Raw genomic sequence first — 25,089 nt, forward strand, 5'->3', positions numbered from 1 at the left:
CAATTTCGTATTTTGACGCCGCTTTTTATATACACCCGTTTCTTGATCTAAATGCAATAGCTATGCAAAAGTTAAACCTGTTTTTACTACTCGCTGCGATCTCACATACTCCCGTTTTCTCACAGGAACTGCACATCAGCTCAGGCGCGATTGTAAAAAAAGTTACAATTGATAAAAATGCCCTGATTATTGACAAAGCAACGGGGCGAAAAATTTCCTATGACGAATATCGGACACTTACTAAAAACGATATGAACGCCTATCGTCTCGAAAATCTTTACAATGAGTTTGGTGAAATAGACAGTTTTAGACTTCGTCCGGCTACAACGGAGGAGCGTGGCGACAATCGCACTTACGAAAAGGATTTAACCCTGCGACCAAAGATCGGGGAGGTAATGCCGCTGTTTGTCATGAAGGGGTTGGATGGAAAAACATACCGCTCTTCCGATTTAAAGGGAAATATTGTTGTATTAAGCTTCTGGCTTCAATTGAAAAGACCATTCTGGGATGTCGGTATAACCCAGAAAATGCAGGACATTCTCAAACCTTATCTCGGGGCGGGCGATTTTATTTCTCTGGGCACTTTGGATGAATCCAGAGAAAACCTTGAAAAATTCATCGTTTCTCAGCCATTACCCTTTATTCCAGTGCCTAACTCCTACGGATTCAATGAAAAATTCGCAATTACGGCGATTCCTTCCTTTATCGTCATAGACAAATCAGAAAATGTGGCTGCTTATATTGAGGGCTATGCGTTTGATGAATTGAAAAAAGCACTGGAAAATCTGACAAAATAAACGGCAATGGGTATCCCGATAAACCCGCACAGGATGCTAAACCGAACGCCCAAACAGTATTTCATTCCAGAATATTCTGGCCAACGGAAGTGCAATCCACGATCTTGAAAATACAGGTGACTGGATCATTGAATTTATCATGACCGAGTTAAAACAGTTTCCTCAAAAACCACAACTGTTCATTGGGTTCGGATTTTCATCCCAGACGTACCCTCTTTTGGAAAAGAAATCTGAAACCCAATGCACAAATACTGCTCAAAGCCACCAGGACGAGCCAAAGCGTGTCATATCCCCAATGTCCTGCAATAAACCCGCCGACAGCTGGTCCGATGATCTGCGCGACGGCCCAGGACATGGAATAAGCCGCTGAATATTTCCCGCGGTTCAGCTCAGTAGCCCGGCTCATGATCATGGTGCTGATGTAGGGCAGCGTAAGCATTTCTCCCGTCGTAAAAAACAATACCGTTGCCGCCGCGATCATGATCGGCCCAACGCCAGGCACCACGAGAAACAAGTAGGCAAAAGCCGTAAACACGACACCAACAACAATATAAAAAGTCTCAGGCTTTCGCCCATTAAGGTTTTGTATCAGCACCATTTCAAAAAGTGCGATGATGACGCCATTCATGCCAAGCAAAATTCCGATGGTAGATTCTCCGATATGCAACTGCTCCTTCCAGTAAACCGGAACCAGCCTGAACAGCAGGACAAAACTGACCATGTATATGGTAACCAAAAAGATAAAGCGGACGAAAAATGGGTCTCTCCAGGGAGAAAGCGTTGGAATCTCGTCGCTGTTTTCTTCGGATTTTTTCTGAATACTTCGGCCTTTAGGCAGCAAAACCAGAATCAATATCCCGGCAAAGGTGTAAACCACGCCGTCGACCCAGAACAATAAATGATAGTTAATGGCAGCCAATAATCCACCTACGGAAGTCCCGAAACCAAAACCGACATTTTGCGCCAGACGGTTAAGTGCATAAGAACGTGTTAAATTTTGGGGTGAAGAATAGGACGCGACGGCCGTATTATTGGCAGGCTTAAAACCTTCCACAAAAAAACTCAAAACAACCGTGAGCGCGCATAGCCCATTAAAATCATCGATTTGCCCGAACAGAACAAACATCAGTCCACTCACAACCAGACTGATTACCTGTACCGTCCGAAATCCGATCCGGTCGGTAAAATAACCACCGGCCATAGCCCCAACTACCGAACCCACGCCAAAAAGCGTAATGATTAACCCGGCGTCAGCAATACTTCGGTGCATGCTTTGCGTGATGTACATACTCATAAAGGGCACGGCCATATAACCGCAACGATTTATCAGAATAACCAAACTCAGCAACCATGTTTCCCTGCTTAGACCACTAAATGAGACCTTGTAGTTTTGTATAATTCTTTGAACCATAATCTGTCATTCTTACGCTATTGTTCGGGTGGCTGCCGGGTGTCACAGGTAAACAGTTTACCATAAAGCTCCGTTCACCATGGGCATAACTAATTTAATTTTTTAGTTACACCCGTCACAAAACTGCATTCAGACCTGCTAAAACTATTTTTCCTGTATCCTGTAAGCACACCGGCGCGAACCCGACAAAATATGATCCACACGTTTGATCATCACATTTTCACCCAAAACGGTACGGAATGTATTTAATTCTGAAAGGCAAAAATTCTGACATTCCGTGGCGGCGGCGCAAATCGGGCAATGATTTTCAATTAACAGATACCCTTCCCCGTCCTTTTCGTATTCGGCCATATACCCTTCCCGATCTCTGATCCCCGCCAGCTGTGCCACTTTATTTTCAAGTCCCTGAATCCCTTTCAGCTCCTGTAAATATTTATCAACGCCGCTTTGACCGTTTGCTTCGATGATCGTGTCGAGCGCTTTTTGTCCCAAAGTCTCCCGGATCGTCCTGATCAGCTTAACGGTGAGCTCCGCATGTGTGTCCGGAAAACGTGCCTGCCCGGTACTCGTCAGCGACCAGATCTGCTGCGGACGCCCCCTCCCCTTTGATTCCGTTGCCGACTCCACCAAACCTTCATTCGCCAGTTTTAACAGTTGAAAACGGGCTCCCTCAGTGGTCACTTTCATCTCCGTTGCTATCGCCGTCAACGGCTGAGGCCCCCGCGTTTTCAGCATCCAGATCACCCTGTCATTACCGGCCAAATTATTTTTCATAATAAACAAAGTATTTATTTGGTTTAATAAACAAAGATAGTACTTTTGCCAGACAAATTAATAAGCCAGCCTATGAAAAATTAAAAGCAAACCTGATCAGCTAAACCATATGCTGTAACATTTTTTCAAAATTTCACATCTTTCAAAAAACTAGCACTACCTATTGATAATCACCAGGTAGCGAGGAAATATATACCCAAACAAAAATCTATTACCATGAAAAATTTAACATTTACAAGCACGCTTGCCAGTATGGCTATTCTGCCATTTTTATATTCTTGCGGCAGTAATCCTTCCCAGGCCGTAACTGCCGATAAGCCACAAGAATACCCTGTTGAAACCGTCGTTTCTAAAACAACGGTTGTACATATAGACTATCCGGCCAATTTACAAGGACAGCAAAACGTTGAGATTCGCCCAAAAGTGGATGGTTTTATTGAGAAAATACTGGTCGATGAAGGCGCCGAAGTCAAGAAAGGCCAATTGCTCTTCAAAATCAATGCGCCGCAATACGAACAGGAAGTAAGGACCGCAACGGCAGCGATAAAACATGCGGAGGCGGAAGTCAATACGGCTAAAATCCAGGTTGAAAAGACCATACCGCTGGTAAAAGAAGAAATCATCAGCGCGTATGAGCTTAAATCTGCCGAACTGGTTTTGCAATCCAGAGAAGCAGCCCTGGCACAAGCAAAGGCCAGCCTCATCAACGCGCGGAACAACCTGGGGTATACGCAGATAACGAGCCCTGCGGACGGCGTTGTCGGTAGCATTCCGTACAAAACAGGTAGTCTGGTCAGCAGTTCGTCGCCGCAACCGCTCACGACCGTATCGAATATCAGTAAAATTTTCGCTTATTTTTCCTGGAATGAAAAACAATTTCTGGACTTTACGTATAACCAGGAAGGTAAAAATATTAAAGAAAAATTAATCAAGTTCCCTGAGGTTACTTTATTGCTCGCAAACAAGCAGGAGTATGAAAACAAAGGCCGCCTGGAAACCGTCGGCGGGTTGATTGATACCCAAACAGGCTCCATTCAGATGCGCGCACTTTTCCCGAACACCAACGGGCTGATCAGGAGCGGTTCCAGTGCCGTGATCCGTGTCCCGGTTACTTTGAAGGATGTCGTCATTATTCCATCAAAAGCCACGTACGAGATGCAGGAGAAGCTTTTTGTATACGTGATGGGGAACAATGGCGCGGTGAAAAATACAGAAATAGAGGTTGAGGATATCCCTGCGGGGGAATTTTATGTTGTTAAAAGAGGGTTAAGCGCGGGCGAGCATATTGTATCCGAAGGCATGGGTTCGCTAAAAGACGGAATGATTATCAAACCTAAAATTTCAGCCACGTCCAGGTAACAAAGTTCAGATCATTCCTATGATTTGAGGTGTTCGCTCTCCGAATTCAAATCCTTTACCAGAAAAAATCAGTCATGACTGACACAGGAAAGCTATGCTCTTTTCTGTCACCCATTGTCAAAAATATGCAATAATCATGTTAAAAAAATTCATAGAAAATCCGGTATTATCAACGGTAATATCGATTATCATTGTCCTGCTGGGGCTGCTGGGACTATATTCCCTGCCTATTTCGCAGTACCCGGACATTGCCCCTCCAGCTGTTGAGGTATCCGCAACCTACCAGGGGGCAAGCGCGGAAGTAGTTATGAAAACGGTCATAACCCCGCTTGAAGAGGAGATTAACGGCGTGGAGCACATGACCTACATGACCTCCAAAGCCAGTAACGACGGCAGCGCGACGATCACGATCAATTTCAAACAGGGAACGGATCCCGATATGGCGGCTATCAATGTGCAAAACCGGATCACCAAAGCCACCAGCCTGATGCCGGCGGAAGTGATCAAAGTCGGGATAACGACAACCAAACGCCTGAACAGTGAGGTTTTCAGCTTTTTGTTATACAGCGAAGACGGCAAATACGACCAAAAATTTCTGGATAATTATCTGAAAATAAATGTCATGCCGCAGATCAAACGGATTGAAGGCATTGGACAAGCTTCTGTGTACGGTAGCATGGATTACAGCATGCGGATCTGGCTAAAACCCGATGTCATGGCCATTTACGGGCTGGTTCCGCAGGATATTATCACGGCATTGGCTGAGCAAAATATTGAAGCGGCACCCGGAAAAGTGGGAGAAAACAGCAATCAGACTTTTCAGTATACACTCAAATACACCGGCCGTCTCGAAAAACCGGAACAGTTTTCCGACATAATCCTGCGTTCCAACGGAAACGGAAAGATGTTGAGATTAAAAGATGTTGCCGAGGTGGATATGGGTGCATTTAACTATTCCAGCACGATTACAGCACAAGGCCGCCAGTCGCCTTATGTGGCGATCAACCAAACAGCAGGTTCCAATGCACATGAGATTATCAAAGCATGTGAAAAGGTACTGAAAGAAGCTTCTGAAAATTTTCCAAAAGGAATAAAATACAGCGTCTTCTCCAACGCCAATGAATTTTTAGATGCATCGATTTCGAAACTGATCTGGACATTGGTTGAAGCATTTGTACTTGTTTTTATTGTCGTGTTTATCTTTTTACAGGATTTCCGCTCGACGCTGATACCGGCCATCGCGGTTCCGGTTGCCATCATCGGGACATTCTTTTTCCTTAAACTTTTCGGTTTTACCATTAACCTGCTGACGCTTTTCGCACTGGTGCTGGCCATTGGAATTGTGGTGGACGATGCCATTGTGGTCGTTGAAGCAGTCCATGCCAAATTGGACCAAGGCATTAAATCTGCTAAAAAAGCAACCCTCCATGCCATGAGTGAGATCAGCGGGGCCATTATTTCCATCACCCTGATCATGGCTGCTGTTTTTGTCCCGGTGACCTTTGTGACAGGCTCTGTGGGTATATTTTACAAGCAATTTGGTTTAACACTGGCCGTTGCCATCATTATCTCAGCCGTTAACGCATTGACTTTGAGCCCTGCTTTATGCGCCATTCTGCTGAAACCCCATGATCCAAACAAGCAGGTCAAAAAAGGATTCCTGCAAAGGTTTTATGCTGCTTTCAACGCTTCGTTCCACGTTATGACTTTACGGTATAAAAAATCTGTCCATTTTCTGATCGGTAAAAAATGGATCGCCATTGCCGGAGTCGGCGCATTTACCTTGTTGTTCTGGTTTTTGGTGAAAACTACGCCCACAGGTTTTGTCCCAAACGAAGACAGCGGTTCCATTTATGGCAACGTGATTCTACCACCGGCAACCTCCTTGGAGCGCACGGAAAAAATCGCAAACCAGATCGACAGCATAGCCAGAAGTATCCCCGAGGTGGAATTATCTTCCCGACTTGCAGGAATGGATTTAATGAGCGGCGTCGGCAGTTCCTATGCGGCAATTTTCATTAAACTAAAACCCTGGAAGGAAAGAACGAAAGCGGGGCAGGATATCAAGAGTATTGTCGGAAAACTGTTTACCCAAACAGCCGGAATCAAAGGTGCCAGTATTATTTTCTTTGCCGCACCTACGTTACAGGGTTTTGGCAACAACGATGGCTTCGAGTTTCAGTTACAGGATAAAACCGGTGGAACTTACAAAGCTTTCGACGCGGCGATCGGCAAGTTTATGGGAGCGCTTAACCAGCGCCCGGAAATCATGTACGCCGCTACGTCCTACAACACAAACTTTCCGCAGTATCAGGTTCAGGTTAATGTAGCCAAAGCTAAGGAAGCCGGTGTCCCCGTGAATGCAGTCCTGTCTACCTTACAGGGTTATCTGGGAGGAATTTATGCTTCAGACTTTAACCGGTTTGGAAAACAATACCGGGTAATGATTCAGGCGGAAGCTGCACAACGAACCAACAAAGAGGCACTGGATAAAATCTATGTCCGGAACGACAAGGGCGCGATGGCTCCAATTTCTGAATTTATAACCCTGAAAAAAGTATACGGGCCAGAATTCGTCAACCGCTTCAACCTGTTTACAGCGGCGGCCGTCAACGGAGCACCGAAACCTGGTTTCAGCTCGGGTGACGCGATCCGCGCTATTCAGGAAACAGCGACACAAACCCTGCCTCAAGGCTATACCTTTGAATTTTCGGGACTGAGCCTAGAAGAACTGTCCAGCGGGAATCAGACGCTTCTGATCTTCATGCTCAGCCTGGTGTTTATTTACTTTTTATTAAGTGCACAGTACAAAAGTTACATCCTGCCATTTTCCGTTTTACTTTCTCTACCGGTCGGTTTGGCGGGTGCGTTTTTATTCGCGCGCATCTTTGGATTGGACAACAACATTTTCCTGCAAATCAGTTTGATCATGCTCATCGGGCTTTTGGCAAAAAATGCAATCCTGATCGTAGAGTTTGCACTCTTGCACAGGACCAATGGTGAAAGCCTGATTCAATCCGCCGTTTCAGGGGCAACGGCCAGGTTACGCCCTATTCTAATGACCTCCTTCGCCTTCATTTTCGGGCTATTTCCGCTGATGGTTGCCACCGGAGCGGGAGCCATCAGCAACCGCTCGATTGGGACGGCGGCCGTTGGCGGTATGCTGATCGGAACTATTTTCGGCGTGTTCATTATCCCGGTGTTGTTCATCATTTTCCAAAAACTGCACGAGAAAATTAGTGGTGCACCGAAGAAAATACAGGAAGAAGAATTGACTTTTAACTAAAAAAATCATGATAAGAAGATATAAATGGCTAATCATGCTCGCGGTTCTTACCTCGGCATGCCAGGTCACCAAACAATATCAGAGACCTGAATTGATTACAGAAAATCTGTACAGGAGTAAAGTTGGCGGAGATACGATAAACATCGCTGCTATTTCATGGCAAAACTTCTTTGCTGACACTTTGTTGCTTAACCTCATATCAACAGGCTTAACCAATAATATTGATTTAAAAATAGCCGTTCAAAACATCAATGCCGCCCACGCATCCTGGCAGCAAAGCAAGTCGGCATTCTTGCCTGATCTGAACGCCAGTACATCGATCAAGCAATCCAAACTCGCATTTCCACAAGGCTACGGCATCATAAGTGCAACAACACAATATGATCTTGGGTTAACGACGAGCTGGGAAGCGGATATCTGGGGGAAACTGCGCAGTGCCAAGCGCGGCGCACTGGCCGGTTTGTTGCAAAGTGAGCAGGCTCCAAAAGCAGTAAAAACCAGACTTATCGCCGACATTTCCGGTTATTATTACTATCTGCTGGCGCTGGATGAACAACTGTTAATTTTAGAAAAAACAAAGGATAACAGAATCTCCGATGTCCGTGCAGTGAAGGCATTAAAAGAAGCGAACGTGGTAAACGGAGCCGCCGTCGTGCAAAGTGAAGCCAATCAATACGCTGCTGAAGTAGCCATTCCCCGGATCAAAAAACAAATCCGGGAAACCGAAAATGTGCTCAGTCTTTTGCTTGCCCAACCATCAGGAACTATCAAAAGATCCTCAATCATCGGTCAGCAAGTGTACATTGATCTGCAAACAGGTATCCCTTCACAGCTTTTACAAAACCGGCCTGATGTAAAAATGGCCGAATATGGTTTGATGATGGCTTTTGAAAATACAAACATCGCGAAAACCATGTTTTATCCGGCGCTGCAACTGACCGCCGCCGGTGGCTTTACCAGTTTCAATTTTAAAGACTGGCTTACTTCCCTCGGATTGTTTGGCAATATCGCGGCCGGTATCACCCAGCCTATCTTCAACAAAGGACTGAATAAAACCCGGCTGGCAACAGCACAGGCGCGTCAGGAACAGGCAGCACTGGCGCTTCAAAAGTCCTTACTCATGGCGGGACAGGAAGTTTCCGATGCGCTGTTTTCTTATCAGACTGCCATAGACCAGCAAGTTATCCGTACAAAACAGCTGGAATCGCTGGAAAAATCGGTTGATTTCAACAAAAAGTTACTGCGGTATAGCGCTGCCACCAATTACACCGACGTTTTAACCTCGGAACAAAATCTGCTGGCCGCACAGATGGAAGGTGTTAATGACCGGTTACAGCAATGGCAGGCTGCGATCTCGCTTTATCGGGCCCTGGGTGGAGGAAGTAATTAAACGACTTACCGTTAATCATAATTTTATTTCGGATCAAAATTTATCATGCAACCTTTGATTTATTAATTGCATCTGTTGTTCAGGCAAAGAAACACTCCAAAAAATATTGCACGGCCATGACAGGAAAACAGTTATTTGATCAATACCAATTCGTTGCACAGATCAACGGTTTTGGTTCCAATGAATTCCAGTACGGAAACCTTTTGTATCAGGCATTGAAAATTGAAGGGGAAGAGAAAATTTTTCAGCTTTTGGAAGAAGCCGAAAAAACGGGAAAACGTGTTGCGCTGGAGTATCCGGCAGCACCGGTAGAGAGTTATCCGGAGCCACACAAAGTGATTCTGATTTAACTTAAAATGGTATTAAAATAGAAAAGCCTGGTAAAGATCCCGTTTATGGAAATCCTTGCCAGGCTTTTTATTATTTCGCTCCAATTATTTTACCGCCACTGGTACCTGGGTATTATCCCAAAGCAGGGCAAAACCTTTTGAAGTTACTTCATACTTCAATTTCTCGTTCATGGAAGCACTTTTCGCAGGTTTCACTTTCACACTCAGCACGTCTTTTGCGGGGTCCTTGGATGTTTCACCAGAGCGTTTGATACCCCACTGCCCCGTTTCCGAGTTAAAAATGATCGTCCATTCTTTTTCACCGGGTGTGGCGTAAAGACTGTATTTCCCCGCTGCCAAAGTCTTTCCTTCTACCTTAATCGGTTTATCCGTTTCAAAAATAGTTGCCTCGTTGGCACCTGCTCTCCATACCTTGTCAAAAGGCACCAGGCCTCCAAATATTTTACGCCCCTTAACCGAAGGACTTGAATAATTGATGGTAATGGTTGCCGCCCCTACTTTCCCCGAAGCAGTTTGCGGCGGACTTGGCTTCGTTCCCTGCGCCCATGCCACTGTCGACATCAACGCGACTGCCAGCGTCAGCATAAATCCTTTTCTGTTCAATTCCTTTTTCATGTTGTCCTACAAGTTGTTTTGATTGTTAAATCATGTCACTACCCAGTCTTACCTGCTGAGAAATAGCGCATTTACCCGACTAAAATAAATAAAATTTATTCATGATTAAGAACAAATTTTTCAACGGTGCAAAATTTCATACATTCTTCTTTTTGGAACCTCATTTGCGACCGTCTCCTTGCCATTAACCCATTGTTACCGATGATAATATGATCTCCCGATGAACCTTTTATAATTTAACGGGTAATAACCTGGCCTGCTTTTTTCTTAAAATAGAGATGTTTAGTTTCGCGGCATCTCCCCACGTTTGAAATGCCGCCAATGATTTCTGATTTTTTTGCCGATTGCACTTTTTCTACTTTGCTCATCATGGGAATCCTGGCGTTCATAGCCGGATTTATTGACTCAGTCGTTGGTGGCGGTGGATTGATCCAGATTCCTGCGTTGCTTATCTCTTTTCCTTCCACGCCCATTGCCACGTTGTTTGGTACAAACAAAATTGCTGCGCTGGCCGGAACATCGGTTGCAGCTTATCATTATGCAAAAAAGATCGTTTTCGATTTCAGGCTGCTATTCGTCATTTCCTTCTCCTGTTTTATTTCGTCTTTTGCAGGCGCCCGAATCGTCAGCCTCATTAACGTAAATTTACTTAAACCGCTGATACTCTTTATTCTTATTGCCATCGCTGTTTACACCTTTCTCAAAAAAGATCTGGGCACATATCAATCAAAAGAATTATCCTTTAAGAAACAGCTGTTCTATGGAGCCTTCATTGGGCTTTCCATCGGATTTTATGACGGATTTTTCGGCCCGGGCACCGGTAGTTTTTTTGTTCTGGCCTTTGTCGTCGTTCTTGGTTTTGAATTTGTACAAGCGTCGGCCTATGCCAAAATTGTAAACTGCATCACCAACATTTCCGCACTGATCGTATTTGTCCGTCAGGGAAATTACATGCTGGAACTCGCACTGCTGATGGCCGCACTGAACATGACCGGAAATGTTGCTGGCAGCAAACTTGCGCTAAAAAAAGGAAACGATTTTGTCAGATTGATCTTTTTGGTCGTCGTCGTTATTATGATTTTCAAATATGGCTGGGAGGTATTTGCGGCTCCCGCTGCCTGAGGTAAATTTTATGAAGTATAGGAGGAATCAGCACTTCCAGGCGATTTTTCCCTTTCACCGTCTCAACCAAAATTAAGGAATCAATAAAAACACGTTCGATCAAAAGTTGTACCATGATGTCGCCTTCCACATAAATTTTCTCAGCCAAAGCAAAACACTTTCGTGCGGTCCGGAAATGTTTCAATTCAAGATTACGTCTGGTGAAGTCAGACAAACAATGAATTGAAGCGTGGATAGAAGAAAAAGCCCTCGGAATTTCTGAAAAATAAGCCTTCCCCTTCATCCTTGGCAATTCCTGTTTTAATAAACCGATAATCTGATATTGTGTAATCATCATGGTAGCTTTAAAGTCATGCTACAATGCTACTAATTTCATTCCAAGTCGGACACAAATACATAATCAATTCTATATCAATAAAATAACCCGCGAGCAAAAATCAGATCTGTGGAAACAGGGTATCAAAACGATAACCAGCTTACCAAAATGAGCAGGTTTTACATCAATCATTCCAAAGGTTGGATACCGTTCACAATATCCGAAAAACGCTGGCGCAGTTTTTGAGCAAAGAATATTGTGATTCAAACAACGAGAAAATGGAAGATTTAAAAGAGCGGGAAAGGAAGGAGCTTGAAGAGAAAATTATGGCCAAAAGACAACAGATAGAATTTGAGCGGACCAACATGGCTATAAAAACGGAATTTTCACCTGATAACCGGCAAAACCCCGATATCCATAAAGAACACAAAAATCTTTACGACCCGGCTGGCCACGTGATCGAAAAAGGTGAACTTAAAGAATTGAGTGAGGCAGAAGAAGATCTGATCCGTTTGATCGACAAACTGCATAAGCTTAACAAGGACGATTGAAAATATCCCGGCCTGAGATATTCCCAACCGCCACGTCAGCCTATTCAATAACCCGAACGCCTACGTATGATGCGTTTGCTCCGGACGTATAAATTCTATGCTTCGCCGATTGGAAATCAGCTTCGGTTGCCTTGTAAATATTGACAAATTTCTGCGGGTTGCGGTCCACCAAAGGAAACCAGGAACTTTGCACCTGTATCATTATTTTATGTCCCTTCTTAAAACAATGCGCAGCATCCTGCATATCGAATTTCACGTGTTCCACCTTGCCCGGCACCATCGCTTCCGGCTTTGAAAAACTCTTCCGAAATTTGGCGCGCATCACCTCTCCCCTGATCAAAAGCTGAAAACCGCCCATTTTCATGTTGGGATTAACAGGACTGTCATTCGGCGCATCACCTGGATAAACATCGATCAGTTTAACGACAAAATCTGCGTCAGTTCCTGTTGTTGACACAAAAAGATTGGCAAAAACATTTCCGGAAATCGCCACGTCCTCCTTCAAAACATCCGACTCATAAACCAGGACGTCGGGCCTGGTGGAAGCAAAACGCTGGTCTTCGTACATATAGTCGCTGCCCCGGATAATCCGTATTTCGGAAGTATAAGGTACCGGTTTCGCAGGATCACTTATGTATTCATCAAACGTCGGAGCAGATTTACGGACCGTCGGTTCAAAGGATAACTTCCCGTTCGGATGCAGATACAATTTCTTTTCAACCGTATTCTTCGGAGGCCACTGATCATATTTCTTCCATTCGTTAGAACCCGTTTCAAATATATAAGCCTTCGGCAGCGCAGGATCCTGCTGGTCTTTCAGAAAATGGTTAAAATAAGGAAGCTCGATCTCTGTTTGGTAAAAAGCACTTGTTTTAGCCCCAAAACGAATATTCCCCAGCGATTCGCCCGTCCCACGCGACCAACCGCCATGTATCCACGGCCCCATCACAAGCAAATTCGGAGATTTTGGTTTATTGTTTTCAATACCCGCATAGGTTTTCAAAGGTCCGTACAAATCCTCCTGATCAAACCATCCACCCACGACCATAACCGCCGGTTTGATGTTTTTCAGATGTGGAACCGGGGTACGTGACTGCCAGAATTCATCGTACACTTCATGCTCCATCAACTGGTTCCAGATACGGTTTTGATTCTTGAAAATTTTCTCATTTACATTTTTTAGCGGACCAAGATTTTTGTAAAATTCATAAGAATCCGGCGTTCCATAGGCCGAGAAACCAGGCGCGCCTTTTGGCGAAGGAACCGGGCGCGGAGCCCCATAAGACGAAATGAAAGCAAAAGTACCCATCAGGAAAAAAGCGCCGTTGTGATGACGGTCGTCACCCATATACCAGTCGGTGACGGGTGCCTGTGGTGATGCCACTTTCAAGGCAGGATGCGCATCCACGGCACTCATGGTAGCATAATAACCCGGAGCGGAAATTCCCCAGCTCCCCACTTTTCCATTATTATCGGTGATATTTTTAATCAGCCAGTCGATCGTATCAAAAGTATCAGCGCTTTCGTCGATGTCATTATTGCTTTTTTTATTGGGAATAAAAGGACGGTAAGCCTCAAAATCCCCTTCCGACATATATTTACCCCGAACATCCTGATAAACAACAATATATCCGTCTCTTGCAAAGCTCATCGACGGCCCCAGGGATGTTTTAAACAGATTTTCTCCATAAGGTACTGAACTATAAGGCGTTCGATTGAGTAAAATCGGATATTTTTTTGAAGGCGAGATATCCTTGGGAACGTAAATCGACGTAAATAATTTGATACCGTCCCGCATCGGGATCATACGCTCAATTTTCGTATAATGCTCCCGGATGTACACAGAGTCCACATTTGGTTTGCCAATTTGTGCAAACAAAGTCCGTGGGGCAGAAAGGAAAATGAGAAGAAATATGAACTGAAAAATAATAAAAATGATGCGGTGTTTCAAGTCCGGCACGTGTTGCGAAAAGGTGATTGTTTTCAAAATTAAATAGCTTTGTGAGTTCTCAAAAGCCAATTTAATGAATATCACTGTTTTGAAAAAAGAAATTTGAAATTATAAAAATCTGCCACAAATACACACCGCTACAATCCTGAGATCGCTTTTCAATAATTACCGCAAAGTGATTCCTGAAAATTTGTGTATTCGTGGCAAAAAAAACTCATATTGTTCCTTTTGAAATAGCCAGCCGCATCGACTTTAGTTTGTCATTGGCCGTTTTTTTGATCGCGGGCCTCAACAGCCTTTGGATTGTGGCCATTTCCAAACCTACGCCAATAAATACCAGTTCTGAAACCGGGTCGGAATCATCCCAGGTTCCGTAATTTTCAAAAGTCAGCCGCTTGCCGGTCGACTGCACCAAAACCCTTTCATCACTTCCCTCAAATTTCACAAATCCTTTGATGCGGTAAATCTGCTTGTAATGCAGCATCAGCGAGACATTCAGCGTGTGCATCAGATAATCCCGGTAAAACACATTTTCGGTTTTATAAGTTACCGTTTTGATTGTATGGACATTGGTATGGGTAAAATTTTGGTTTATCTCCGGCATCGTACCCGTTTCTTCCTTTCTTTCTCCTTCCAAAACGTCCAGAGAAATTTTGCCATCCGCGGATAGAATAATTTCCGCAAAAGGATTCAGCGAAGAAATGATGTTTTCCAGTTTTGCGACATAATCCGGCGTTACAAAACCAGTTTTATTGATAATGATCAAATCTGAAATCACGATCTGCCGGATTGTTTCCTCCGTTTCCGAAATATAGTCTTCAACCGTTTCAGCATCCGTGACGCATAACACTTTCCGCAACTTGAAAACCTTGCCAACATCTTCTCTTTTGAAAATTTCGGCAACTGTTCCGGCGTCGGCAACACCCGTGGTTTCGATAAAAAGATTATCTGGCCGCTCTTCACTTTGCGCCAAAATCGTTAGCACATCATACAATTCTTCATCGAGCGAGCAGCAAATACAGCCATTGTTGAGCTCATACAAATCACTGAATTGCCGGGCAATCAAACTTCCGTCGATAGACGCTTTCCCGAACTCATTTTCAATCACCACATTTCTGCTATCTGCCATATTTTTAAGCAGATGGTTAAGCAAAGTGGTTTTACCAGCGCCTAAAAACCCGGTAATTAGATATACATTAATTGGTGACCTGGATTCCATAAATCTTATACTTTTGCATCAATGCTGCAATTTACATTTTTTGACTGACCATTCCATTCAGGCTTGGCTCATCCGTCCCATACATTGCAGAAAAAATATGAATCGAAAAAGTCACCTATGATGCTAAAATCATAACATCATAAGTGACTTCAAACGTATGTATGCCTACACAGAATTCTATACAAACGTTCCTTAACGATACACATTTTTCAAATCCTTTTCGAACAAAGTGTAGGGATCGTTGAAGAAATTTATAAAATCGGGAACACTTACCTGGCCCGGAAACGGTGCGTAATAATGCGTCGGACTTTGTGTATCATTCCGCCAAACCAGCACATAGGCCAGGTTCACTTTTTCCGCTTTCAATGATTTCAAAAGGGATTCTGTCCACCAGTTTTTATCCGGAATTGATTCAAGTCCTGTTTCCGTAAATGCCGCAAGCTTGCCCGCCTTTTTGGCATAGTCAGAAACAATCTTCAGCTTCCTGACACCCGCCTGCAGATTGTATTTGCCTCCCCGGCCAAAGTCGGCATAGTTATCCATCCCCACCATGTCCACATACTGATCACCGGGATATCTTTCAAGAAATTCCTGCTCCGTGTTAAACTTGCAGTCGGGAGAGAAAACATAGATAAAATTGTGCGCGCCAAGCGTATCCCGCAAATAAGTAACGGTGAACTGCCAAACCGCGATAAAGTCCTCACGTGAGCAGTGCCCCTTTCCCCACCAGAACCAGTCACCGTCGAATTCATGATAAGGACGAAACAGCATTGGTGCCAGGGTTCCGTCTTTACCCCTGGCCGATTTTGCAAAATCCGCAACGGTTTTTAAAATTTCCTTATACTTTTCATGATGTGACCCACCCGGTTTGATTAGCGCGATGGCGGGCACCGAAACAGAATCTTTCCAGTAAAACCCGCCACCGGAAGCCGGATTTGAAAAATGCCAGGCAACAGTGGTAATCCCGCCGCGGTTATAAGTATCGACAACATGCTGCCGAAGTGCTTCACTCGTTTTTTGAATATCTTCCGCAGGCCTTCCGGAAAGCCCGCTTAAATCCACACCGATAACCGCCGGATGCGACCCGCTTACCGATTTCACATCCGATCGGTCTGCATCTCCCGCCCAGCCATGACCATATTCGGTCGCATGCTGATGTCCAAAAAGGATATTGGTTTTGGATAATTCGCCCAGGTTACGATACAATGCCTTGGTCTCTCTGGTGGCCTTTGGATCGATCTGGGAAAAACCTAACTGACTTAAAAACATAGCCGAGGCTGTCAAAATAAGGGATTTGATCATAAATTAAACTTGTAAAAAACAATAAAACCGAAAAATATCCTACTTGCCGGATAAAGAAAGATTTTTGTCAATCAGCTTAATCAGCGTTTTGACCGACCGGGCAGCACCAAAACCATCTGCGGGGGTATTCGTCACATAATCGACCAGCTTTTCCACCGTTGACGTTGCCACATGCAAACGCGTGTCGGCGGATGCATAATAAATAAAGACGGTTCCGTTCTCATCCAAAATCCAGCCATTGGAAAAGACGACATTGGACACGTCTCCCACCCTTTCCTCTCCTTCCGGCGCCAGGAAATATCCGCCGGGCTTGTGCGTAACTCTACTCAAATCATGGAGATCGGTCATAAACATGTACAATACATAACGAAGCCCGGCAGCCGTATTTCTGACGCCGTGGGCCAGATGCAGCCACCCCTTTTCGGTTTTAATCGGCGTCGGCCCCTGCCCGTTTTTCGCTTCATAAATGGTGTGATAAGCTTTTGCATCCACCTGTATCTCTTTTTCAATGACTGCATTTTCCATGGTATCGGCAAAACCCAGACCAATACCGCCACTGGTACCTGCATCAATAAATCCATCTTGCGGACGCGTGTAAAAGGCATATTTTCCATTGATAAACTCCGGGTGCAGGACTACATTGCGCTGCTGGGGAGAAGGAGAAATCAGGTCAGCCAGACGAACCCAGGTTTTCAAATCGGTGGTACGGGCGATGCCGCATTGGGCAATCGCTGACGACTCGTCTCCGGGCCGGGCATTCGGGTCTTTGCGTTCCGTACAGAACAAACCGTAAATAAACCCGTCTTCATGCCGTGTCAGACGCATGTCATACACATTGCCATCCGGTTCTGCTGTTTCCGGCATCACAACTGGATAATCCCAGAATTCGAAATGATCCACACCATTCGGGCTCTCGGCCACTGCAAAAAATGATTTCCTGTCGGCACCTTCAACCCTGGTTATCAGCAAATATTTACCATTCCATTTGATTGCGCCAGCATTAAACACCGCGTTAATTCCAAATCGTTTCATCAAAAACGGATTGGCACCCGGGTCCAGATCATATTCCCAAAAAACAGGAACATGGGCCGCCGTTAGTACCGGATTGAGGTACCGATCATAAATTCCATTGCCAGGCCATATCAGCTGATTTTTGGTTCCCAGTAACTCGCGGTGCTGCTGATATAATTGCGTCAGGCGTTTTGTAAAAACTGACATACTAATATCTTATTTATCGAGGGGTGACGGTATTGTTCGTGTCCAATAATTATTCCATAAAATTATACACAATATCTACCTATCATATAGTACTATTTTAGCAATCATTACAACAATAAAAACCACCAGCATTGACACAATGACTAAAAATCGAAAAATACAAGTACAAAAATTATACAATCGCGGATAAATTAAGATAATTGAATAAATAATAGTAATATTAAAATAGATATCGTCTTTTAGAATTCTAATACTATTTATCATAGCAAATACATATATTTGACCCACTCTTATACTTTACACCTTTCGATATGATTGAAGTTTACCGGGAAATAACACCCCTGACACAGTACGATTGCTTTACGGTATTCACCCGCAAGAAAAAAATATTTGACTTTCCCCTCCACAACCACAACGAACTGGAATTGAACCTGATTATGGGTGGCAAGGGAATCAAACGGATCATTGGCGACCACACCGAGGTTATTGAGGACGCCGAGCTTGTTTTGGTGGGCAACAATCTTCCCCACGGCTGGTTTACACACCAGTACAAATGGGAAGAAGGCATGCCGGAAATCCAAGAAATAACGCTGCAATTCCACCGCGACCTGTTTGACGATAAATTTCTCCGCAGAAACCAGCTCTTTTTTATCCGGTCTCTTTTGGACAAATCGGTACGGGGAATCTCGTTTTCAAAAGATACCATTGAGCGAATTATGCCCCGGTTAATATCCTTAAATCAGAAAAGCGGCTTTGATTCTATTCTGGAACTGATGTCTATTTTGCACGACCTTTCCATTTCCAGAAATATGCGTGTGCTTTCCAACAGCACTTTCACCGACGAAAATATTAATTTTAACAGCCGGCGGATCGAGAAGGTATTCGCTTATATGCGTGACAATTACGACAAGGAAATCACTTTGGAAGGTGTTGCGAAACTAGCGGGTATGACGGAGGTTTCGTTCAGCCGTTTTATCAAAAAAAGAACGGGCAAAACCTTTATTGAAAGCCTGAACGAGATAAGACTGGGGCATACGTCGAGGTCATTGATCGATACAACCAACACCATTTCTGAAATCGCCTATAAATGCGGCTTCAATAACCTGTCTTATTTCAACCGGATATTTAAAAATAAAAACGGCTGTACACCCAAAGAATTCAGGGAGAACTACGCAGGAACAAGGACATTCGTTTAAAACGCATGTCCTTTTAAAACTAATCCGCTTTAACCAACCACCTGTCCAGGGCAGCCTGAAGTGTTTCCTTTAAAATCGGTTTTGTCAGATAGTCGTCCATACCAGCTTCGATGCAGCGTTCCTTTTCACCTTTCAGGGTTCCAGCCGTCAAGGCCAGGATCGGGATTCGCCTGCCCGTTTCATGCTTTCTAATCTCTGAGGATGCCTCATAACCATTCATTTCCGGCATTTGAACATCCATCAAAATCAGGTCAGGCTGCTCTTCTTTATACAGATTAACGGCCTCGTTGCCATTGGCAGCCTCAACAAGCCTGACATTTGTAAGGATCTTTTTCAAAAAGGTTTTTACCAGAATCATATTGATCCTGTTATCCTCGGCGATAAGAACCGTTATTTCTCCTTTATCCAACTCCGGACTTTCAACAGCCCTCGTTTTGGTTACCTGTGACAATTCCGTGCTTTCGTGATTATCCAATCTTACTAATGCGTTAAAAAGTTGCTGTATTTTTACCGGCTTCACCAGCTGGTGTACGATGTTCAGTTCTTTTCCCAAAATATTAACATGCTCGTCATCAGAAGCACCATACAAAAGGATAATGCACTGCTGAGGTTCGGAGGCTCCCCGTAGCTTTCGGATTTCTCTGCTAATGGCTATACCATCCATCTCAGGTATATGATAGTCGATCAGTACTACATCAAACGGCTTCCCTGATTTTAATTTATCGATTGCCGCCTGGCCGTCGTGTACAATTTCCGAATCAATCCATCGGTTGGCTAGTATATTTTTCAGGATCCGGCTATTCGAAACATTATCCTCTACAATCAGGACATTACGAACAGATTCAATGTTCGACCAATCCGGCAAAGTATTTTGATATATTTTAAAGGTTACGTCAAAAAAGAAAATACTGCCCTGGTCAGGCGCGCTCTCCAGTTGCAGCTCACTACCCATCAAAGCCAGTAACTTATTCGAAATTGGCAATCCGAGGCCGGTTCCACCGAACCGCTTCGTTGTCGAAGCGTCTTCCTGAGAAAATGCTTCAAAGATTTTTTTCAGGTTTTTAGCATTAATCCCGATTCCGGTATCCCGGACAGAAAAGCGTAAAGATGTGTCAATATCCGGTGTTTCTCCCAGGACTTCCACTTTCAACTCGATTTCACCTTTCTCAGTAAATTTCACTGCATTACCCAGCAAATTTATCAATATCTGCCGAAGTCTCACGGGATCGACCGCTATAAAACGCGGCACCTCATTGGATATATTCAGCAGGACTTCCACGCCTTTTTGATGCGCCTGATAAGTAACCATATCCGAGACCTGTCCGCAGATCTCAAGCAGATCCGTTTTTTCAAAAGACAGTTCGAGTTTCCCGGCTTCAATTTTTGAGAAATCCAGAATATCATTGATGATATCCAGCAGTGCGTTGGCCGATTGAAAAACCATTGACAAATACTGATGCTGGGTTTCATCCAGACTGGTTTTCATCAGCATGTCTGTAAATCCGATCACGCCATTCAGGGGCGTCCGGATTTCATGGCTCATATTCGTCAGAAATTCAGACTTGGATTTACTTGCCGCTTCGGCTTGTTGACGTGCATTCAGAATCTCCTGTTCCGCCAGTTTTCGCTCGGTAATATCACGGACCACAACCTGAATAATGCGTGCGCCGTTCAGCTCGATCGCATTGAGCAATATTTCAACAGAGAACGTCCCGCCCGACTTAATCCGTTTATTTTCCCATTCGAACCGATAGCTTCCGTTAGCAAATGCACGCAAAATGTATTCCTGCACCAAGGTCGTAGAGTGGCGACCATCAGGCTGATAATCAGGAGCCAGATCCCCGGGTTTCATTTTATAAAACTCCTCAAAACTGTCAATTTCATACATTTTCAGCGTTGCGGCATTGCAGTCAAAAAATCCCACTTCATTCAGCAGCATGACCGCATCGCTCGTTGAATTGTAAAGCGTGCGGTATTTGGCCTCAGACTGTAAAATTTCTTCTTCCGTTTGCTTTCGTGTTGTAATATCCTGCAAATAACCATACCACAATACACTGTCTTCCAGCCTCTCAGGTACAGACTCACCCCTTAGCCAGGTGATCACACCCTCCGGACTGACAACACGGTAATCATGGTCCCACTTTTCCAGCGTATTCCGGGAGCGGATAACTGAATTGACAAAACCGCTTGCGTCTTCCGGATGCACATTATGCGTCAATGTATTAACATCCAGATTGCTTTTGTCATTAAAAAACTGAAATGTTCCCGCCAGATCCTTGGACACATAGGGAAAACAGACGGAGCCATCGTCGAACATCTGAAACAAATACAGTGCCCCGGGAACCTGCTCGGATAATTTCCTTAACAGTTCGATATTCTTCTGACTTAGCGCTTCCGCTTTTTTCAGCTCATCAATATCCTGCATGGTACCGAAAATCCTTTTTGTCTTTCCCTCAACGATGTCGGCTTTTCCAATAACCCGGATCCAAACTTCGGCCCCCGAATGCATGACCAACTGAAGATCCAGATTAATAGGCTGCCCGGAATCTACGCAGGCGCGAAAGGCCGTTGCTATCATACTTTTATCAGGCTCCTTCGAATAAAAGGGCAGTACGTTTTCAACGGTAACAACAAAGTCGGGCGGAACGCCGTGAATTTCCCTCGTGAGGGCGGACCAACTCAGATATCGAGTCTCAATATCATATTCCCACCCGCCTATCCTGGCCACTTTGCTGGTTTGTTCGAGCAGTTCTTTTGTCGCCCTTAATTCTTCATGCGCCTCCTTAAACACCGAGATATCACGCATGACGGCGATAAAATTCGTACAGCGCCCATACTCGTCAATGACCGGATTGATATTTAAATCGATCCAGTATTTTTTTCCTGATTTGCTATAATTCAGGACCACTTCACTCACAGACCGCTGCGCGTTCAGACTTTCACGCAGTCTGCGCCGGGTTTCCAAATCGGTCTCCGCGCCCTGGACCAGTTCTGACGGCTTTTTACCTATTACCTCTTCAAGCGTATATTCCGTTCGCCTTTCAAATGCTTCATTTACCCAGGTTATGATTCCCTTTTCATCAGAAATTATGATCATATCCGTCGTTTTTGCGGCGACCAGCGCAAGCTCTTTCAGCTTTTCTTCGTCATGTTTTCTTTGTGTAATATCATGACTGGTCAGCATAATCTCACCGTTGCCCGGGTCTATGCTGGCTCTCGTATTACTCCAGAACCAACTTCCATTTTTATGTCGGATCCGGTGTTCAACAGGAGGCATTGGCGTGCTATTTTCAATCGTTCCGCGTAACGCTTCAAAACAACGGACAATATCATCGGGATGAACAAATTCTGTAAATATCCGCCCGATCGTCTCCGATATCTCGTACCCATACAATTTAGTCCAGCTTGGCGAGACATAGGTAAATAAACCTTCCGGGTTGATAATAAAAAGTACGTCCGTCATGTTGGAAACAAGGGCTGAAAAATCTCTTTCCATTCTGACTTTTCTCGTTACATCAAACCCAACGCTCAATATCTCACTCACCTGACCGTTGTCATCGACGATTCCAGTGAACTCCCATTCACTGGCCTTTATTTTTCCATCTGAGGTGTATTTGTGCAGGATAATTTTATGTGGCTCTCCGGGTCTTTCAAAACACAGCCGACCGGCCTCAAAACATTTTTGATGATCTTCCTCCACGACCGTCTCAAGGGAATTTGTCCCGATAATCTGCTCCTTTTTATGACCGAAGGCTTTGCAAAAATACTCGTTTACGTACGTATAGTTCCCCTCCCAATTTATTCTGGTGATGTAAATGGATTGGTTATTCAGCACCGACTGATAAAACCGGGATTCCTCACTTAAACTTTCATCTTCTTCGTTGTCACTGGTGGCCAGTACCACACCACACAAAAGTCTGGCGGGTTTCCCCGATTCATCCCGGATACATTTGATGGTACAATGCGTCCATAGCGTGTATTGGGACTTATGCACAAAACGTATCCTCATCTCGATCCGGCTTTCAAAAACTGCAAAATGACGAAGCGCCTTTTCAATCAAACCATCAATATCTTCCTGATAAACAATTGTTTGCAGATCATTCTTAAATAAAGACATGGGTTCAGGACTGTACCCCAAAGTACTCCATAACCTGGGATTAGCCCATTGATTTTCCGGTTTTTCCAAATCCCAATACCAGAACCCGTCCAGTCCAAATTCCTGAATAAAGTCAAATGCCTCCTCACTTTTGCCAATTAAAGTATAAAGTTCTCTTTTTAAGTACTCCATCGTTAAGCTCCTCTTTCTGATTACCTTTTTCTATCTGTTCCTCTGCCGCTTATCCGTCTCCAACATTTAACTTAATTACTCACTCAGCTACGTATTTATTGTTTTAGGAAAATACTTCTGTAAAGATGCATCAATAACTCAAATACAGCATTTAAATACATTTTAACTTATCCAAAAGTCGCCATAATATTGCGAAAACCACTATTTAATTCTTACTTCTTCCTGCATATAGTATAAAAAATTACCATTTACAGACAATCAAGCCGACTGCAATCTCACGTTTGGAAATGTATAAAAAAAAGCAATCCATTTTCGGATTGCCTTTAAATATTAAATACAAAAAATGAATTATTTCGACTGCACCGGTTTTTCCGGATCCTCGGGTTTCGCCTCGCTCTGCAAGTGGCGATCATGATCTCCCCTGTTAAAAGCATGACGATTGTGCCCAAAGCAATGCCTGCTGCCTGCGCCCATTTTTGCCGGAGCAAAAGTGTATAAACTGCCAAAGGTAATTGCAGCAGCCGCCAGGCCTATTAAAAATCTGTTTCCTCTCTTCATGACGCTATTTCTATTGATGAATTTATTGTTTTTCCTGCGGTCCCCAATTACGAGCTCCCCATCCCGGTCCGCCATAACCCGCAGTGTTGCGATAACCACAACCACCTTCAAATCTCTGCTTGAACTGGCTGTATTCTTCCTCACTCATGTTTCTGATATTGTCTGTAAAGGCGGGATTAAATCCCGGGCCGAAACCTCTTCTGTAACGTCCGAATCTGCCTGCTCCGAAGAGCCGGAGCAACCCGCCGATTATTAAAAAGAAAGCAAAGATGCGAAGTACAAAAAATGGGATAAAAAATAGCGATGCTCCGATCAGTGCGCCCACTATTACGGTCTTTAAGATGTTCATGGTCTGTCATTTTGTTTATATTATGGATGACGAACAGCCTAAATATTTACTTTAAATCAGACGTGCTTTTTTCGAAAATTTATTCTAAAAATTTATTCTTCGTCTGATTTTCTCTGGCGGCATCGGCTCCTCCATTCTTCCCTTATCTTTTCCTTTTCCTCCGTGCTCTTGTTCCATCTTTCCCGGAAACCCATACCCGGAGGGCCACCATGTTTTCTACCAAAGGCAAAGCCTCCAAAAAGTATTTTACATAAAAGCAATAACCCCGCCGCCTGCCAGTACGTGATGTATTTCAGCCCGAACAGCGACGGCAGAATAGCGTTCCATAAAAACATAACCAAGCCGCTTACCAGCAACAGGAGACAGGGAATCAGTAGAAAAAGTTTGGCCTTTTTTCTTCGAAAATCATCAGGACCGTTATACATATCTTTATATTTCTTTAATTAAAAAATTCGTCATACAAACGTTTCATCCGCTTACGCAAATGTTTCACCGCATACCCTTTTCTCGAAATAATCGTTTTCAGATTTTCGTTGGTACGCGTCGCAATATCCTGCAAAGTAAAGTCTTCCAGCTCATTCAAAACAAATACCTGTCGTTGATTTTCTGGCAATTCTTCCAGTGCTAAAAACAATTCTTTCCAGAAAGCCTCCCGGATATACTCAGTTTCAGGCGTATAGTTATCAGCCAGTAATATTTCGCTAAAATTAAAACCGTCATCGTCGTCTTCATAGTTGAAGTCTTCGAGCAATTCTGGCGTCTTTTTTCGGTATTTATCAATGATTTTGTTTCTGGCCACCTGATGCAGCCAGCCGCTCATCTGATCGATTTCATCAATATTGATCACATTGCTTAACTGATACCACACATCCTGCAAAATATCCTCGGCATCCTCCTCAGAACGGACCTTATTACGAATAAAACCAAAGAGACGTTTTCCGTATTCCTTGATCGTATCGGCAATAGTATTTCCCGTATCTGTTGTCATTCCCTGGCTAAGCATTTCCCAATTTTTCAGGAAGACGGATGATTTTAAA

21 protein-coding genes are annotated in these 25,089 nt (G+C 44.1%); 8 read left to right on the forward strand and 13 right to left on the reverse strand.

Going from position 1 to position 25,089, the window contains the following annotated elements; genetic code table 11:
* Positions 1–62 precede the first annotated feature (62 nt).
* Positions 63–797, forward strand: coding sequence for a hypothetical protein (locus tag RB622_RS24220; protein ID WP_308049317.1), 735 nt, complete (start codon positions 63–65; stop codon positions 795–797).
* A gap of 196 nt (positions 798–993) precedes the next feature.
* Here the strand turns inward: RB622_RS24220 and RB622_RS24225 are convergent, their stop codons facing one another.
* Together RB622_RS24225 and RB622_RS24230 are read right to left on the reverse strand one after the other, a co-directional pair.
* Positions 994–2,208 (reverse strand): MFS transporter, encoded by a 1,215-nt coding sequence (locus RB622_RS24225; protein ID WP_409021878.1) that lies wholly within the window; start codon positions 2,206–2,208, stop codon positions 994–996.
* Positions 2,209–2,352: 144 nt separating this feature from the next.
* Positions 2,353–2,982: a transcriptional regulator gene (locus RB622_RS24230; RefSeq protein ID WP_308049319.1), complete on the reverse strand. Its 630-nt coding sequence runs from the start codon at positions 2,980–2,982 to the stop codon at positions 2,353–2,355.
* A gap of 216 nt (positions 2,983–3,198) precedes the next feature.
* On the opposite strand from RB622_RS24230, the gene RB622_RS24235 reads away from it, so the two are divergent.
* The 4 genes from RB622_RS24235 (at position 3,199) to RB622_RS24250 (ending at position 9,367) form a co-directional block, all read left to right on the forward strand.
* Complete coding sequence (locus RB622_RS24235) at positions 3,199–4,341, forward strand: efflux RND transporter periplasmic adaptor subunit (RefSeq protein WP_308049320.1); 1,143 nt, start codon at positions 3,199–3,201, stop codon at positions 4,339–4,341.
* Between the two features lie 136 nt (positions 4,342–4,477).
* On the forward strand, positions 4,478–7,627 hold the full coding sequence (locus RB622_RS24240; RefSeq protein ID WP_308049321.1) for an efflux RND transporter permease subunit: 3,150 nt from the start codon (positions 4,478–4,480) through the stop codon (positions 7,625–7,627).
* Between the two features lie 7 nt (positions 7,628–7,634).
* Positions 7,635–9,017 carry a TolC family protein gene (locus RB622_RS24245; protein ID WP_308049322.1) on the forward strand — a complete coding sequence of 461 codons (1,383 nt, stop codon included), beginning with the start codon at positions 7,635–7,637 and terminating at the stop codon, positions 9,015–9,017.
* 116 nt (positions 9,018–9,133) lie between these two features.
* Positions 9,134–9,367 (forward strand): hypothetical protein, encoded by a 234-nt coding sequence (locus RB622_RS24250; RefSeq protein ID WP_308049323.1) that lies wholly within the window; start codon positions 9,134–9,136, stop codon positions 9,365–9,367.
* An 84-nt stretch (positions 9,368–9,451) separates the two neighbouring features.
* On the opposite strand, the gene RB622_RS24255 is transcribed toward RB622_RS24250, so the two are convergent.
* A complete protein-coding gene (locus RB622_RS24255) occupies positions 9,452–9,982 on the reverse strand; it encodes a DUF2911 domain-containing protein (RefSeq protein WP_308049324.1) in 531 nt (176 codons plus the stop codon).
* A gap of 321 nt (positions 9,983–10,303) precedes the next feature.
* On the opposite strand from RB622_RS24255, the gene RB622_RS24260 reads away from it, so the two are divergent.
* A complete protein-coding gene (locus tag RB622_RS24260; RefSeq protein WP_308049325.1) occupies positions 10,304–11,104 on the forward strand; it encodes a TSUP family transporter in 801 nt (266 codons plus the stop codon).
* Here RB622_RS24260 and RB622_RS24265 read toward each other — a convergent pair.
* Entirely contained in the window at positions 11,064–11,441 is a 378-nt protein-coding gene (locus tag RB622_RS24265) for a hypothetical protein (RefSeq protein WP_308049326.1), read from the reverse strand. The two genes, RB622_RS24260 and RB622_RS24265, sit on opposite strands and share 41 nt — an antisense overlap.
* Positions 11,442–11,698: 257 nt before the next feature.
* Between RB622_RS24265 and RB622_RS24270 the strand changes: the two genes are divergently transcribed.
* The gene (locus RB622_RS24270; protein WP_308049328.1) at positions 11,699–11,971 is read left to right on the forward strand and encodes a hypothetical protein; all 273 of its coding nucleotides are present in this window, start codon (positions 11,699–11,701) and stop codon (positions 11,969–11,971) included.
* Between the two features lie 40 nt (positions 11,972–12,011).
* Here the strand turns inward: RB622_RS24270 and RB622_RS24275 are convergent, their stop codons facing one another.
* From RB622_RS24275 to RB622_RS24290, 4 genes are all read right to left on the reverse strand, one after another.
* Positions 12,012–13,958: a CocE/NonD family hydrolase gene (locus tag RB622_RS24275; protein WP_308049329.1), complete on the reverse strand. Its 1,947-nt coding sequence runs from the start codon at positions 13,956–13,958 to the stop codon at positions 12,012–12,014.
* Between the two features lie 178 nt (positions 13,959–14,136).
* Positions 14,137–15,141, reverse strand: coding sequence for a GTP-binding protein (locus tag RB622_RS24280; RefSeq protein ID WP_308049330.1), 1,005 nt, complete (start codon positions 15,139–15,141; stop codon positions 14,137–14,139).
* A gap of 192 nt (positions 15,142–15,333) precedes the next feature.
* Complete coding sequence (locus RB622_RS24285) at positions 15,334–16,443, reverse strand: glycoside hydrolase family 26 protein (protein ID WP_409021882.1); 1,110 nt, start codon at positions 16,441–16,443, stop codon at positions 15,334–15,336.
* A gap of 39 nt (positions 16,444–16,482) precedes the next feature.
* Entirely contained in the window at positions 16,483–17,661 is a 1,179-nt protein-coding gene (locus RB622_RS24290) for a glycosidase (RefSeq protein WP_308049331.1), read from the reverse strand.
* Positions 17,662–17,972: 311 nt separating this feature from the next.
* Between RB622_RS24290 and RB622_RS24295 the strand changes: the two genes are divergently transcribed.
* Complete coding sequence (locus RB622_RS24295; protein WP_308049332.1) at positions 17,973–18,857, forward strand: AraC family transcriptional regulator; 885 nt, start codon at positions 17,973–17,975, stop codon at positions 18,855–18,857.
* A gap of 19 nt (positions 18,858–18,876) precedes the next feature.
* Here RB622_RS24295 and RB622_RS24300 read toward each other — a convergent pair whose 3' ends face one another.
* The 5 genes from RB622_RS24300 to RB622_RS24320 all read right to left on the reverse strand — a co-directional run bounded on the left by RB622_RS24300 (position 18,877) and on the right by RB622_RS24320 (position 25,055).
* Complete coding sequence (locus RB622_RS24300) at positions 18,877–23,145, reverse strand: PAS domain S-box protein (protein WP_308049333.1); 4,269 nt, start codon at positions 23,143–23,145, stop codon at positions 18,877–18,879.
* Between the two features lie 348 nt (positions 23,146–23,493).
* Positions 23,494–23,703, reverse strand: a complete 210-nt coding sequence (locus RB622_RS24305; RefSeq protein WP_308049334.1) for a hypothetical protein — start codon at positions 23,701–23,703, stop codon at positions 23,494–23,496.
* A gap of 22 nt (positions 23,704–23,725) precedes the next feature.
* Positions 23,726–24,052 (reverse strand): hypothetical protein, encoded by a 327-nt coding sequence (locus RB622_RS24310; protein WP_308049336.1) that lies wholly within the window; start codon positions 24,050–24,052, stop codon positions 23,726–23,728.
* 92 nt (positions 24,053–24,144) lie between these two features.
* Complete coding sequence (locus tag RB622_RS24315) at positions 24,145–24,477, reverse strand: hypothetical protein (protein ID WP_308049337.1); 333 nt, start codon at positions 24,475–24,477, stop codon at positions 24,145–24,147.
* Positions 24,478–24,491: 14 nt separating this feature from the next.
* Positions 24,492–25,055, reverse strand: coding sequence for a sigma-70 family RNA polymerase sigma factor (locus RB622_RS24320; RefSeq protein WP_308049338.1), 564 nt, complete (start codon positions 25,053–25,055; stop codon positions 24,492–24,494).
* Positions 25,056–25,089 lie beyond the last annotated feature (34 nt).

Origin of the sequence: Dyadobacter sp. LHD-138 (genome assembly GCF_030929615.1) — a bacterium.
Lineage (GTDB): Bacteria > Bacteroidota > Bacteroidia > Cytophagales > Spirosomataceae > Dyadobacter.

What these genes read in the sequence shown, in the direction of transcription:
- RB622_RS24305 (WP_308049334.1), bottom strand. Translation starts at nt 23,703, where the DNA reads ATGAAGAGAGGAAACAGATTTTTAATAGGCCTGGCGGCTGCTGCAATT.
- RB622_RS24240 (WP_308049321.1), top strand. Translation starts at nt 4,478, where the DNA reads ATGTTAAAAAAATTCATAGAAAATCCGGTATTATCAACGGTAATATCG.
- RB622_RS24255 (WP_308049324.1), bottom strand. Translation starts at nt 9,982, where the DNA reads ATGAAAAAGGAATTGAACAGAAAAGGATTTATGCTGACGCTGGCAGTC.
- RB622_RS24315 (WP_308049337.1), bottom strand. Translation starts at nt 24,477, where the DNA reads ATGTATAACGGTCCTGATGATTTTCGAAGAAAAAAGGCCAAACTTTTT.
- RB622_RS24290 (WP_308049331.1), bottom strand. Translation starts at nt 17,661, where the DNA reads ATGTCAGTTTTTACAAAACGCCTGACGCAATTATATCAGCAGCACCGC.
- RB622_RS24230 (WP_308049319.1), bottom strand. Translation starts at nt 2,982, where the DNA reads ATGAAAAATAATTTGGCCGGTAATGACAGGGTGATCTGGATGCTGAAA.
- RB622_RS24265 (WP_308049326.1), bottom strand. Translation starts at nt 11,441, where the DNA reads ATGATGATTACACAATATCAGATTATCGGTTTATTAAAACAGGAATTG.
- RB622_RS24310 (WP_308049336.1), bottom strand. Translation starts at nt 24,052, where the DNA reads ATGAACATCTTAAAGACCGTAATAGTGGGCGCACTGATCGGAGCATCG.
- RB622_RS24295 (WP_308049332.1), top strand. Translation starts at nt 17,973, where the DNA reads ATGATTGAAGTTTACCGGGAAATAACACCCCTGACACAGTACGATTGC.
- RB622_RS24300 (WP_308049333.1), bottom strand. Translation starts at nt 23,145, where the DNA reads ATGGAGTACTTAAAAAGAGAACTTTATACTTTAATTGGCAAAAGTGAG.
- RB622_RS24235 (WP_308049320.1), top strand. Translation starts at nt 3,199, where the DNA reads ATGAAAAATTTAACATTTACAAGCACGCTTGCCAGTATGGCTATTCTG.
- RB622_RS24220 (WP_308049317.1), top strand. Translation starts at nt 63, where the DNA reads ATGCAAAAGTTAAACCTGTTTTTACTACTCGCTGCGATCTCACATACT.
- RB622_RS24260 (WP_308049325.1), top strand. Translation starts at nt 10,304, where the DNA reads ATGATTTCTGATTTTTTTGCCGATTGCACTTTTTCTACTTTGCTCATC.
- RB622_RS24250 (WP_308049323.1), top strand. Translation starts at nt 9,134, where the DNA reads ATGACAGGAAAACAGTTATTTGATCAATACCAATTCGTTGCACAGATC.
- RB622_RS24320 (WP_308049338.1), bottom strand. Translation starts at nt 25,055, where the DNA reads ATGCTTAGCCAGGGAATGACAACAGATACGGGAAATACTATTGCCGAT.
- RB622_RS24270 (WP_308049328.1), top strand. Translation starts at nt 11,699, where the DNA reads ATGGAAGATTTAAAAGAGCGGGAAAGGAAGGAGCTTGAAGAGAAAATT.
- RB622_RS24225 (WP_409021878.1), bottom strand. Translation starts at nt 2,208, where the DNA reads ATGGTTCAAAGAATTATACAAAACTACAAGGTCTCATTTAGTGGTCTA.
- RB622_RS24285 (WP_409021882.1), bottom strand. Translation starts at nt 16,443, where the DNA reads ATGATCAAATCCCTTATTTTGACAGCCTCGGCTATGTTTTTAAGTCAG.
- RB622_RS24245 (WP_308049322.1), top strand. Translation starts at nt 7,635, where the DNA reads ATGATAAGAAGATATAAATGGCTAATCATGCTCGCGGTTCTTACCTCG.
- RB622_RS24280 (WP_308049330.1), bottom strand. Translation starts at nt 15,141, where the DNA reads ATGGAATCCAGGTCACCAATTAATGTATATCTAATTACCGGGTTTTTA.